The 12,166-nt window shown below is 66.8% G+C and carries 12 protein-coding genes; 5 read left to right on the plus strand and 7 right to left on the minus strand.

Features of this window, described 5'->3' with window-relative positions; genetic code table 11:
* The first annotated feature begins 62 nt into the window (after window positions 1-62).
* Window positions 63-1,052 (plus strand): hypothetical protein, encoded by a 990-nt coding sequence (locus TX79_RS15190; RefSeq protein ID WP_049928498.1) that lies wholly within the window; start codon window positions 63-65, stop codon window positions 1,050-1,052.
* Window positions 1,053-1,088: 36 nt separating this feature from the next.
* On the opposite strand, the gene TX79_RS15195 is transcribed toward TX79_RS15190, so the two are convergent.
* Together TX79_RS15195 and TX79_RS15200 are read right to left on the minus strand one after the other, a co-directional pair.
* Entirely contained in the window at window positions 1,089-2,291 is a 1,203-nt protein-coding gene (locus TX79_RS15195) for a cystathionine gamma-synthase (RefSeq protein WP_049928499.1), read from the minus strand.
* Between the two features lie 78 nt (window positions 2,292-2,369).
* On the minus strand, window positions 2,370-3,116 hold the full coding sequence (locus tag TX79_RS15200) for a protein sorting system archaetidylserine decarboxylase (protein ID WP_049928500.1): 747 nt from the start codon (window positions 3,114-3,116) through the stop codon (window positions 2,370-2,372).
* A gap of 234 nt (window positions 3,117-3,350) precedes the next feature.
* Here TX79_RS15200 and TX79_RS15205 point away from each other — a divergent pair, with 234 nt between their 5' ends.
* The gene (locus TX79_RS15205) at window positions 3,351-4,061 is read left to right on the plus strand and encodes an RAD55 family ATPase (protein WP_049928501.1); all 711 of its coding nucleotides are present in this window, start codon (window positions 3,351-3,353) and stop codon (window positions 4,059-4,061) included.
* A gap of 1 nt (window position 4,062) precedes the next feature.
* Window positions 4,063-4,731: a hypothetical protein gene (locus TX79_RS15210; RefSeq protein WP_049928502.1), complete on the plus strand. Its 669-nt coding sequence runs from the start codon at window positions 4,063-4,065 to the stop codon at window positions 4,729-4,731.
* Window positions 4,732-4,747: 16 nt separating this feature from the next.
* Here the strand turns inward: TX79_RS15210 and cheA are convergent, their stop codons facing one another.
* The 3 genes from cheA to TX79_RS15225 are packed head-to-tail and all read right to left on the minus strand — an operon-like array spanning window position 4,748 to window position 8,012.
* Window positions 4,748-6,739, minus strand: coding sequence for a chemotaxis protein CheA (gene cheA, locus TX79_RS15215; protein ID WP_049928503.1), 1,992 nt, complete (start codon window positions 6,737-6,739; stop codon window positions 4,748-4,750).
* Window positions 6,727-7,782 (minus strand): chemotaxis-specific protein-glutamate methyltransferase CheB, encoded by a 1,056-nt coding sequence (cheB, locus tag TX79_RS15220; RefSeq protein WP_049928504.1) that lies wholly within the window; start codon window positions 7,780-7,782, stop codon window positions 6,727-6,729. The genes cheA and cheB overlap by 13 nt, the downstream gene beginning before the upstream one ends.
* Window positions 7,782-8,012, minus strand: a complete 231-nt coding sequence (locus tag TX79_RS15225) for a hypothetical protein (RefSeq protein WP_049928505.1) — start codon at window positions 8,010-8,012, stop codon at window positions 7,782-7,784. Before TX79_RS15225 ends, cheB begins: the two co-directional genes overlap by 1 nt.
* Window positions 8,013-8,224: 212 nt before the next feature.
* Here TX79_RS15225 and TX79_RS15230 point away from each other — a divergent pair, with 212 nt between their 5' ends.
* Window positions 8,225-9,994 carry a MutS-related protein gene (locus TX79_RS15230; protein WP_049928506.1) on the plus strand — a complete coding sequence of 590 codons (1,770 nt, stop codon included), beginning with the start codon at window positions 8,225-8,227 and terminating at the stop codon, window positions 9,992-9,994.
* A 7-nt stretch (window positions 9,995-10,001) separates the two neighbouring features.
* On the opposite strand, the gene TX79_RS15235 is transcribed toward TX79_RS15230, so the two are convergent.
* Window positions 10,002-10,553, minus strand: coding sequence for a DUF6735 family protein (locus TX79_RS15235; RefSeq protein ID WP_049928507.1), 552 nt, complete (start codon window positions 10,551-10,553; stop codon window positions 10,002-10,004).
* Window positions 10,554-10,730: 177 nt separating this feature from the next.
* Here TX79_RS15235 and TX79_RS15240 point away from each other — a divergent pair, with 177 nt between their 5' ends.
* Window positions 10,731-11,384 (plus strand): HAD family hydrolase, encoded by a 654-nt coding sequence (locus TX79_RS15240; protein WP_049928508.1) that lies wholly within the window; start codon window positions 10,731-10,733, stop codon window positions 11,382-11,384.
* A gap of 69 nt (window positions 11,385-11,453) precedes the next feature.
* Here TX79_RS15240 and dps read toward each other — a convergent pair whose 3' ends face one another.
* Complete coding sequence (gene dps, locus TX79_RS15245) at window positions 11,454-12,116, minus strand: DNA protection during starvation protein (RefSeq protein ID WP_049928509.1); 663 nt, start codon at window positions 12,114-12,116, stop codon at window positions 11,454-11,456.
* Window positions 12,117-12,166 lie beyond the last annotated feature (50 nt).

A 12,166-nucleotide genomic window follows, 5' to 3' on the forward strand; every position in this document is an offset into this window, starting at 1 on the left:
CACGACCGACACCGGGACGCAGGTTTATATACGAACACCGGGGTAGGCCCGGCGATCCGCGTATGCAACGTGGCCGTCCCCTCTCGCCGCCGGAGAACGTGACCGATCCGATCGACCGAAGCCAGCCGCTCCCTGACGACCTGCTCCCGATCGCCGACGAGTACGATGCGGTCGTCGGCATCCGAGACCGATCGCTCTGGCAGTGGCTCTACCACGTCTTCCCGGCGTTCAGGCTCTCCTGCGTCGACGAGGATCGGCGTCGAACGACTCGTGAGATGAAACTGCTGCTGTCGGTGTACGTCACCCTCACGGACGACGTCGCCGAACGTCACGGTGACCGGGCGACGTTCGACGAACTCGCGACGATCCCCTTCGAGCGTTCGCGGGTCGATCCCGAACGGCCCGCCGTAGACGGCGACGTGATCCGATTCGCCCGTCGACTGTGGAACCGGTTCCGAACGCTGTACGACCGGTGTCCGCGCAGCGACGAGCTCGACCGCCTGTTGCGCTTCGACCTGCGACAGGTGTTGCGCGCGATCGAGTACTCGTCGCTCCTCGAGCGCCAGCCAGCCCTCCTCTCCACGCGGGAACTGTGGGAACACGACGTCCACAACATGGTCGTCTTCTGTTACGCGGACGTCGACCTCGCGGCCGGACGGCCGTTCGAGACGAGCGACCTGGCGACGCTTCGTGACCTCTGTGCGCACACCCAGCGGATGGCCCGGATCGGCAACTGGATCGCCTCCTGGGAACGGGAACTCCACGACGGCGACTGTAGCTCCGGCGTCGTCGCCCGCGCACTCGAGACGGGGGTGATCACGCGAGGTGATATCCGGGCGATTCAGCGGGAGCCGACCGCCGAGACCGTCGGACCGATCGTCGACGCGATCGACGACTCCAGCGTCGAAACGGCGCTACTCGAGCGGTGGTACGCCGAATACGACGCGGCGTCGCGGATCGTTCCCTCGCTCGAGTCCGTCGACGGTGCGTCGTATCTCGACGGGTTCGAGACGATCCTTCGCTCGCACCTCGCAGTACGGGGAGAGGTGTAACATCGGTTCGACGCCGACTCCGAAGCCAGTCGCCGCTCAGCCCAGAACGGCGTCGATCGCCCCCTCGAGGTCGGCAATCAGGTCGTCGACGTGTTCGACGCCGACGGAGACGCGGATCAAGCCGTCGGTGAGGCCGGCCTCGAGCCGTTCCTCGCGGGGGATCGCGGCGTGGGTCATCGGCGCGGGCTGTTCGATCAGGCTCTCGACGCCGCCCAGACTCTCCGCGAGGGTGAAGACCTCGGTGTTCGAGACGACCTCGCTCGTCTCCTCGAGGCTGGCGTCGAGTTCGAAGCTCAGCATGCCGCCGAAGTCGTCCATCTGCTGGCGGGCGATCTCGTGACCGGGGTGACTCTCGAGACCGGGGTAGTACACCCGCTCGACCTCCGGGTGGTCCTGGAGCCACTCGGCTATCGCGCGGGCGTTCTCGCAGTGGCGGTCCATGCGGACGGGGAGCGTCTTGGTACCCCGGAGGACGAGGAACGACTCGAAGGGGCCGGGCGTCGCTCCGACGGCGTTCTGGTAGAAGCCGAACCGCTCGTCGAGGTTCTCGTCGTTGGTCAGGAGCGCGCCGCCGACGACGTCCGAGTGGCCGCCGAGGTATTTGGTGAGCGAGTGCGAGACGACGTCCGCGCCGAGATCGAGGGGGCGCTGGAGGTACGGCGTCGCGAACGTGTTGTCGATCGCGCAGAGGGCGTCGTGCTCGTGGGCGATTTCGGCCGCACCCTCGATATCGACGATCGACATGAGCGGGTTCGTCGGCGTCTCGAGCCAGAGCAGTTCCGTCTCCTCGCGGAAGGCGTCAGCGATGGCGTCGAGATCGGTCATGTCGACGAAGGAGAACTCGAGGTCGTAGTCCTCGTACACCTGGGTGAAGATACGGTGGGTCCCGCCGTAGACGTCGTTGCCCGTCACGACGTGGTCGCCCGCCTCGAGCAGATTGAGCACGGTGTTGATCGAGGCCATCCCGCTGGCGAACGCGCGGCCGTGGGCGGCGTTCTCGAGGCTCGCGAGGTTCTCCTCGAGGTCCGTCCGGGTCGGATTTCCGGTCCGGGAGTACTCGTAGCCGCGGTGGTCGCCCGGGGCGTCCTGCTTATACGTGGAGTTGGCGTGGATCGGCGTCATCAACGCGCCCGTCTCGGGATCAGGCTCCTGGCCGGCGTGGATCGACCGCGTCTCGAACCGAAAGCCGTCCGGGAACCGAGCGTCCTGCTCCTGCGCCTGACCGTTCGAATCGTCCATACTCTAGCCGAGTATCTCGAGGGGGTTATGAATTACCGCATCGCGCCGACCGCCGCGACGGGTGACGACGCCCGGCGGTCAGGACGCGCTCGAGGCGGCGTCCTCGCCGTCGACGTCGGTGTTTCGCTCCTCGCCTGTGGTATCGACACCCTCGATGGTGACGTCGAAGGGGGCCTCGGGGACGTCGCCCTCGAGAACGACCGTTTCGCCGGCGGTCGCCGAATCGCCGGGTTCGACGGCGAGGTCTTCGGGATCGACGGACGGCGGGAAGACGAGGTCGACGCGGCTCCCGAAGGCGATGTGGCCGAGGCGGTCGCCGCGCTCTACGTCGTCGCCCGGTTCGACGTACGGGAAGATGCGACGGGCGAACGCGCCGGCGACGAGCGTCACCGTCGCGTCCTGGGTAGCGTCGGCCTCGCGTCCGCTAGCGTCGGGGAGATTCGGCGAATCGGTCTCGAGCGCGAGGTGGACTCGCTCGTTCCGATCGGAGTCCTTCGAGAAGGCCGGGCGGTGCGCACCGGAGACGTGTTCGACGTCGACGACGCTGGCGGCGACGGGTGCGCGGACGACGTGGACGTGCCAGACGTTCATGAAGACGCCGAGTCGGACGCGGTCGCCTTCCTCCCGGAGTACCGAGACGGTTCCGTCTGCCGGCGAGACGACTCCCGTCGGCGGCGGATTCCGGTCGGGGTCGCGGAAGAACGCGAGCGTGCCCACCGCAAGCGCGAGGGTGGCGAGGCCAGCGCCGGCGCTGATCAGCAGCGCGAACGGTGCTGCCAACAGGGGGAAAATGGCGTACTTCCAGGCACCCGGCGCGAAGTTCATAGGCTAGCTGTGGACGCCAACGCGTTTGGCCGTTTCGGATGGGACCTATCGAGCGATCCGCGATCGTCACGTCGCACGATTCGACGAGTCGTCGGCAGTCTCTCCTGTAGCCCCAATATAGCCCGTTCACGCCCGGCCCAGTCCCCTCGTCGACCAGTTTCCCATCGTTTCGGCGATGGCGCGTCTGAGAAAATCGGGGAATTTATTTACCGAAACCGTGCCTCGTTCCCGACGATGCGAATTTCATCCGGCGTGCCGGGTTTCGACGCACTCGTCGACGGCGGTCTCCTGAAGGATCGTCTCTACATCGTCAGTGGCCCACCCGGAAGCGGCAAGACGACGTTCTGCTCGCAGTTCGTCACGAACGGGGCGGTCGACGGCGAGACGACCCTCTTTCTGACCCTTCACGAGACCGAAGCCGAACTCGTCTCCGACATGGGGAGCTACGAGTTCGGCTTCGACCAGGCTGTCAAATCCGGTCACGTGAAGGTCCTGAACGTCTTCGACAGTGAAGCACAGCGACTCCTCTCGTCGTCCTCGCGCAGCAGCGGCGAGTTCCCCACGAACGTCGACAACCTCGCCAACCAACTGGTCGCGTTCGTGGAGTCCCGGGGCGTCGATCGACTGGTCATCGACTCGACGATGTTGCTCGAGTACTACTTCTCGGACGACCTCGGGGCGCTCGTGAAGTTCCTCTCGACGCTCAAACGCGCCGACGCGACGGTGATGTTGATCTCGGAGATGACCGATCCGACCTCCTACACCGACGGCCACTATCTGGCACACGGCGTGATCTTCATGCACAACTACCTCGACTCGGGGAGCATGACGCGGGGCATCCAGATCATCAAGATGCGGGGGACCGAGATCGACTGTGACATTCGCAAGGTGGAGTTCACCGACCGTGGGTTGCGCGTGCTCCCCGACGAGAAGGTCCAGGCCTGAGATGTACGAGGAATCGTTCGGTACCGACTGGAAGACGATCGACGATCGGGACGAAATCGTCCTCCGGGCCTACGCACTCGGCGTCGCGACGCGGCTGGGCGAGCACCATCCTGAGGAACTCGAGCGACTCACCGACGCGGTGTCCCGAACCTACGACCGGAGCTTCGTCGAACTCGCCTACCAGAAGGGACGCGACGACGCGGCGGCGTCGCCGATCGACGACGCCGAGGCGCTGTGGGAAGAACTCGTCGAGGAGAAGATCGAGATCACTCCACCGGACCACGAGGAAGACGACCTCGACTGGGGCGACCCAGAGGGGTCGCTGCCCGATGCACTGGGGTTGATCGACATCGATACCCTGCCGGACGACAGCACCGATCGCGTCCGCCGGCCCTCGTTCCTCGATCGGGAGAGCGACGATCGACTCTACGGGGACGAGGAGCGAACGGTGTTCGGGCGACCCGTCAGCGACGTGAGGGGTACCGACGCCGACCGTCCGGATCGCTCCAGCGACGGGGACGCCTCGGAACCCGACGAATCGCCGGAGCCGAACGACTCGGAATCGGCGGACGGGGAGCCGTCCCTGAGCGATCGGATCGACGAACTTCGCGGTCGCTCGTCGGAAGCCGACGGGGACGCGAACGCGGATTCGGACGAATCGAAGAACTGAGTGCTGAATCGGCCGGCTACAGCGTGTCGACGTCGAGGATCATCACGACTTCCCCTTCGCCGAGCACCGACGCCCCGCTGATCCCCGGGGCACCGCTCAGAACGCCTTCGAAGGGCTTGATGACGACTTCTTCCTGTCCGACGACGTCGGAACAGCGCAGACAGACCTGTCGGACGGAGTCTTTGATGCGGACGACCATGTCGTCGTCACCGACCTCGGTGTCGGGGACGTCGAGGCGATCAGAGAGCGACAGGAGCGGATAGACCTGGTCGTCGTGAGTGATCGTCGCCCGTCCCTCGACGGATTCGACGGTGACGTCCTCGAGTTCCGAGATTTCGTCGATGTTCTTGATCGGGATGCCGTACTTCTCGTCGCCGACGGTCACGAAGAGGACGCGGACGATGGCGACGCTGACGGGTAGCATCAGCGTGACGCTCGTACCGGCTCCGGGTTCGCTCTCGACGTTGATCGAGCCGTCGACGCTGCGGACGACCTGGTTGACGACGTCCATTCCGACGCCGCGGCCACTGACTTCGGTGACCTCCTCGGTCGTCGAGAAGCCGGGGTGGAAGATCAGGTCGTACACCTCCGAGTCGTCGAGCATGCGACCCTCTTCCTCGGTGATGACGCCCTGTTCGATCGCCTTCTCCTTGATGCGCTCGACGTCGAGTCCGCTGCCGTCGTCCTGGACGGTCACGGAGACGCGGTCGCGTTCGCGCTCCCCGATGAGCTTGATCGTCCCCTCGCGGGGTTTGCCCTTCTTCTCGCGTTCTTCGGGCGGTTCGATCCCGTGATCGACCGCGTTCCGGATGAGGTGCATCAGGGGATCGCCCAGTTCGTTGAGGATCGAACGATCCATCTCGATGTCGACCCCCTCCATCTGGAAGTCGATCTCCTTGCCCTGCTTGCGGGAGATGTCGCGAACGACCCGCGGGAAGTTGCCGACGATCTTCTTCAGCGGCACCAGGCGGATCTCGAGGACGGTATCCTGCAGGCTCGAGGTGATCTTGCCGTGCTCCTCGAGTTCGTCCTCGGCCTCGACGAGGTCGTTCTCCTCGATGATCTTCCGGAGTTTGATCCGGCTTGTGACCATCTCCTCGACCTGGTTGTACAGCTGGTCGATCTGCTCGACGTCGACCCGGATCGACTCGACTTCCTGACTATCGTGGGTCAAACTCGAACCCGAATCCGACGTCTCGTCGTCCTCCTCCTCGTCGGCGAACGCCGCCTCGACCTCGGCGGTCACTCGCGCGACCGACGCGTCCTCGACGTACCGATTGTCCTGGAAGAACCCCTCGACGTCCGCGGCGGAGACGTCCTCCTCGGCACTCACGTAGAGGTCGAACGAGCCGTCGAACTCGCCGTCTTCGATCCCTTCCTCGTCGGGAACGGTCCGGAGGCGTTCGTACTCGTCGTCGGCCGCGTCGAGGACGAACATCGCGTCGACGTGTTCGGACCCGGTCTGTTCGAACTCGAGGACCGCCTGGAAGACCTCGCCTGCGAACTCCTCGCCGACGTCCTCCGCGAGGTCCTCGACGGGGACCTCGCTCGCCGGCTCGATGCCGTCGTCGCCGGCGTCGTCGTCGGCCGTCGCGTCTTCGTCGGCCATCCCGCTCTCACCGTCCTCGATCGAGGCGCGGATCTCCTCGATCGTCGCCCCGGGATCGGTCTTCGTCTCGCCGTCGTCCGAGATCTCCCGGACCATCTGCTCGAGCTGGTCGACCCCGCTGAAGATGAGGTCCATCCGCTCGCCGGTGACCGCGAGTTCGCCGTCGCGGATGCAGTCGAGCAGGTCCTCGACGGCGTGGGCCATGTTGCTCGCGTCGGTGTAGCCCATCACGCCGAAGTTGCCCTTGAGGTTGTGCGCGACCCGGAACACCGTCTCGATGGCGTCGGAGTTCTCCGGATCGTCGGCCTCCTCGAGCTCGAGCAGGGCGTTGTTGAGCGTCTGGATGTCCTCCTGGCTCTCCTGGACGAAGGTGCTGGTGGGGTCGCTCACGCCGACCACCCCATGAAGGCGTTCGTGATGCCCTCGGCGATCCGCCCTTTCGGCAGTACCATGTCGACGTCGACCTGTTCGGCGGCGACTTTCGGCATGCCGTAGACGCGGGAGGTCTCCTCGTCCTGGACGATGGCCTTCCCGCCGGCGTCCTTGATCGCCCCGAGGCCGGCCGCCCCGTCGGCACCCATGCCGGTCAGGACGACGCCCGCCAGGTTACCGGTGACCGTCTCGGCTGCCGTCTCCATCGTCACGTCGATCGCCGGTTTGACGTTGTGTCGTTCGGGGCCGTCGTCAGTGTCGACGACGACCTGGCCGTTCGTGAATCCGGTCACCGCGAGGTGGGTGCCGCCTTTCGCGAGCACGCCCTCGCCCGGGCCGACTCGTTCGCGGCCGGAGGATTCCCGGATGTCGTACTCGGTTCGCTCGTCGAGACGCGATGCGAAGCGTTTCGTGTAGTGATCTGCCATGTGTTGTACCACCAGAATTCGTAACCCCGCTCGCTCGGGGAGATCGGAGAGCACTTGTTCGACGACTCGGGGGCCGCCGGTCGATGCTCCGATGACCAGCGTCGGATCGTTCGGGAACTCGTCGTCCGGATCGACGGTCGGCGTCGGGGATGGGCGGGACTCGGTCCGCTCGGGCCGTTCGGTACCGACGTCGGCTTCGGCGACTGCCTGGACGCGTTCGACGATGACGTCCTGTCGACTCCAGATGTCGACCGAGTTGTCGCCCGAGGGTTTGGCCATGAAGTCCACGGCACCGGCCTCGAGTGCCTCGAACGTCGCGTCCGCGTTCTTCGTCGTGTGCGAACTGATGACCAGCATCGGCGTCGGGTTCTCCGCCATCACCCGCTCGATGACCTCGTGGCCGGTCAGCCTCGGCATCTGTATATCGATCGTCGCGACGTCCGGTTCGAGGTCCGCGATCATCTCCACGGCCTCGACGCCGTCTTTCGCGCGGCCGACGACGTCGATGCCGCCGTCCTCGAGGATCTTGCCGAGGGTCTCCCGCATTACGGCGGAGTCGTCGGCGATTACTGCTCGGACCATCAGGATTCGACCCGGAACCGTCGGTCGCCGCTCGGACCGCCTCCGGTCCTCGAGGCACCGCCCGGTGTCGCGGTTGCCGTCCACTGTTCGTCGATCTCGCCGGTGTGCGACGAGTCGGTCCCACGGGATGCCGTGGGCCGACCGCCGACGCCGCAGTCCTCGTGGATCGCCGCCCGACGGGCGACCCGCGTCGCGTCGGCGGTGTCGACGATCGATACGCTCACTGCCATGGGCATCGATTGTGATGATCCCCGCTTAAAGAATGCGGCCAACCAACTGACGGCGCGGAAACACCTTCTCGCGCAGAATTTCGATTTCGTGAGCCGCCGGACTCGAGGGGCGATCGAACCCGTATCGGTGCCGGTCGCGGAGCCGTGGTCCCGGCTGCCGGTGTCGACGACGTGACAGAGCGTTCAAGACCGTCGACTCGTACGTCTCCTGTATGCGACTCGAGGAGTACTGGGGTGTCGGTCCGAAGACGCGGGAGCTACTGGTCGAGGAGTTGGGCCGCGAGCGGGCGATTCAGGCCATCGAGAGCGGCGACGTACGGGCGCTGGCCGACGCCGGACTCGCTCGCGGACGCGCGACGCGGATCCTGCGTCGGGCCACCGGGGGCGACGGGATGGAGATACTGGCGACCAGCGACGCACGGGCGGCGTACAAGGACCTGCTGGATCTCGCGGTCGAGCACGCCGTCACGCAGCGGGCGGCCGACCGGATCCGCGTGCTCACGCCGCTGACGAGCCGGGAGGCGATGGAGTCCCGACTCGCGGCCGTCCTGGCGGCGCGGGACGCCTGGGCCGACCTCGACGAGGACGACCGCGAAGCCGTCCTCGCCGCCTACGACCGCTACGACGAGCGCGACGAGAGCGAACACGCGGCGGTCGAGGCCGCCCTCGCCCTCCTGGAAGCGGGGATCGACGCCGGCCCGTTCGGCGCTATCGCCGACCTCGAGCGGGACCGACTCGAGGCCGCGGCGGACGCACTCGGCGCGCTCGAGGACGGCCGGGTTCGCGAGGGCGCGGACGAGGAACTCGACCGCCTGCGAACCGCGCTCGGCGCGATCGAGGACATGGACGCCAACGCGTTGAACCTGATCGAGGACCTGCGCTCGGACGGCGTTCGCGACGTGGAGGGGTTCAGGGATGCCTTCGAGGACCACGTCGTCAGCGAGACGAGCGTGACGATCGATCGGGTCCGCGAGGCGATGCCCACCGACGCCACTGACGCGACCGATTTCGTCGGCGAGACGCTGCGGACGCTGCGACGTGACCTCACCGCGGCGATCGACGACCGCGAGGAGCGAGTCGCGGCGGAGTACGAATCGGCGCTCGAGGAGACCGAAGACGCGGTCGAGCAAGCCGTCGCGGCAGTCGACGACATCGCGTTGCACCTCTCGCTGGCCCGGTTCGCGCTCGCGTACGACTGCACCCGACCGACGTTCGTCGAGGGCGAGACGGGCGCGGTGTCGGTCGTCGAGGCCCGAAACCTGCGCCTGGCCGCGGCCGACGAGGAGTCCGTCCAGCCGATCACCTACGCGCTGGGCGATCACGGAGTGACCGACGTTCCGCGCAGTATCGAGGCACCGCCGGGCGAGGAACGGGTGGCCGTCCTCACCGGGGCCAACAGCGGCGGGAAGACGACGCTGCTCGAGACGCTGTGTCACGTCGTTTTGCTGGCGATGATGGGGTTGCCCGTCCCCGCCGAGCGGGCCGAGGTGACCCCCGTCGACTCGCTGGTCTTCCACCGTCGCCACGCCAGTTTCAACGCCGGCGTCCTCGAGTCGACGCTGCGCTCGATCGTCCCGCCGCTGTCGACCGGCGGGCGCACGCTCATGCTGGTCGACGAGTTCGAGGCGATCACCGAACCCGGCAGTGCGGCCGACCTGTTGCACGGACTGGTGACGCTGACCGTCGACCGGGACGCGCTGGGCGTGTTCGTCACCCACCTCGCGGACGACCTCGAGCCGTTGCCCCCCGAGGCCCGGGTCGACGGGATCTTCGCCGAGGGACTGGACTCGGAGCTCGAACTGCTGGTGGACTATCAGCCGCGGTTCGACACCGTCGGCCGGTCGACGCCCGAATTCATCGTCTCGCGGCTGGTCGCGAACGCCGGCGACCGCGGCGAGCGGGCCGGCTTCGAGACGCTCGCGGAGGCGGTCGGTAACGACGTCGTCCAGCGCACGCTCGCCGACGCTCGCTGGAACGAGTGACCTTCCTTCATCGGCTTTCTTCACGTTCCTCGCGCGACGACGTCGCCGCTCGAGCGGCGGACGCCCCACTCGGTCGGCCGAGATACGTGTAGGCGACGCCGCGTTCGTCCGTACAGAGCCGCGACTCGAGGTAGTTCCGGGCTGCGTTCTCGGAGAGACGTCCCATGTCGACGACGTCGGCCAGCGTCGTTTTCGTCGCCCGAGTCCACGCCTCGAGCGCACGGTCTCGTTCGGGCGTCGTCTCGACGACGACGCCCCGGTCCGTTCCGGGTCGGTCGGCCCACTCGAGCCAGCAGACGCGGTAGACGTCCGCGGCGTAGGCCGCGTCGGGCGCGACGACGTACAGCAGTTCGTAGGTGCAGGGATCGAGGTACCGAGTGAGCACGCCGTCGAACGAAATCGACTCCGCGAGTGGGCTGGCGTCGACTGCGCCGTCGGCCAGCGGAGTGTGGGCGTCGATCCGCCCCGCGAGCGATGGGTCCTCGCCGCCCCAGTGACTGTACCGTAGATCGTAACGGTCGTCCGGCCGACGGTAGGCGACGAGGGCTCTATGTCCCATCGGTACCACCGACCCCGCGTCGCGTGTCGAACATCGCTGCCTCTGGCCGGCCCTCCGTATTTGAACCTCCGGACGGCAGCGGCAGTCGTCGACGGGGATCGGCGTCGTGAAGCAGTACGCGTCGATCGCCGGTCGCAACGCCGATAGTGGTCGCGTTCGTACGCCGACGTAACCGCAATGGGAGCGACGTACGACGCAGTGCTGTTCGACAACGACGGCGTGTTGACCACGCCGACCGACGGTAACGTGTTACGGGAGGCGATGCGCCGGGCGTTCGAGCGCGTCGGCGTGAGCGATCCCCCGGACGATCACCTCGAGACGCTCCGCAGTCCGACCGTCTCCTCGCTTCGAGGGGTCGCATCCGAGCACGACGTCGATCCCGAACGGCTGTGGCGCGCCCGGGAACGCGCCGCGATCGACGCCCAGCGGGCGGAACTCGAGGCCGGGCGGAAACGCCCCTACGAGGACGTCGCGACCCTCGACTCCCTCGAGACGGCGACGGGAATCGTCAGCAACAACCAGCACGAGACGATCGCCAACGTACTCGAACACCTCGAACTGCACGGGTTCGACTGCTGGTACGGCCGCGAGCCGACGCTTGCGGGGATCGAACGCAAGAAACCGCGGCCGTACTACCTCGAGCGGGCGATCGACGACCTGGAGGCGTCGAACCCGCTGTTCGTCGGCGACAGCCGGGTCGACGTCCAGGCGGCGGACGCGCTCGGGATCGACGCGGCGTTCCTCCGCCGTGACCACCGCAGCGACTACCGGCTCTCGACGGAACCGACCTACGAGATCGACTCCCTCGAGGCGCTGCCGGACCTCCTCTGATCCGTGCAGGCGTCTCGAGTTGCCGGTCGGTTCGGGGGACGCCGGGAGGGTTTCGCAGTGGCGGCCAGTTCAAGCGCTGTCGTTGAATCGGCGGTTCGTCGAGTAGGGCGCGTCGCCGGGTTCGCCCCGGACGAAGTGACCCGCGGGGTTGATCTCGCCGTCGCGCTCCATCGAGAGCAGTTCGACGAACCACGCCTCGTGCTCGATCTCCTCCTGAAGGATGCGCTGGGCCATGTCGTAGGTTCGCGGATCGACGCCGTGGGTCATGTCACAGATCTCTGACCAGGTTCGAATGGCGCAGCGTTCGGCCTCGAGCAGTACCTCGAGTACGTCCTCGGCGGTGAGGTCCTGGATGTTCAGCGCTTCGCCCTGGTCGTCGTACGGTACCGGCAGTTCCGCGTCCGGACAGGACGCCCGATCCGCGAAGTCGCGGATGTCGTTGGGCAGGTGCCCACCCAGTTCGTACACTCGCGGCGCGACCAGTTCGAAGTGCGCTCGGTCCTCGAGGCGAGCGTCCTCGGTAATCTCCTTGTAGTCCTCGTGCCCTGCCAGGTGCATCCGCAAGTTCGTATAGTAGTAGTACGTGGTGAACTCGGCACCGATGGCGTCGATGAGTTTTTCCCGGAGTTCTTCTGGCTCGAGGCCGCGCTCCCGGAGGACGGCCATCCCGACGCGCTCGCTCGTGTCTCCCGCGTCGACGTTGCCGGCGGCGTGTGGCTTGTCGTCGGACATGCGTCGGTTCCTGCCATAACGCGCTATTTAGTGCTTTTTCCACACTCGCT

This window comes from Halopiger goleimassiliensis, from assembly GCF_000455345.1.
In the GTDB taxonomy this organism is placed as follows: domain Archaea; phylum Halobacteriota; class Halobacteria; order Halobacteriales; family Natrialbaceae; genus Halopiger_A; species Halopiger_A goleimassiliensis.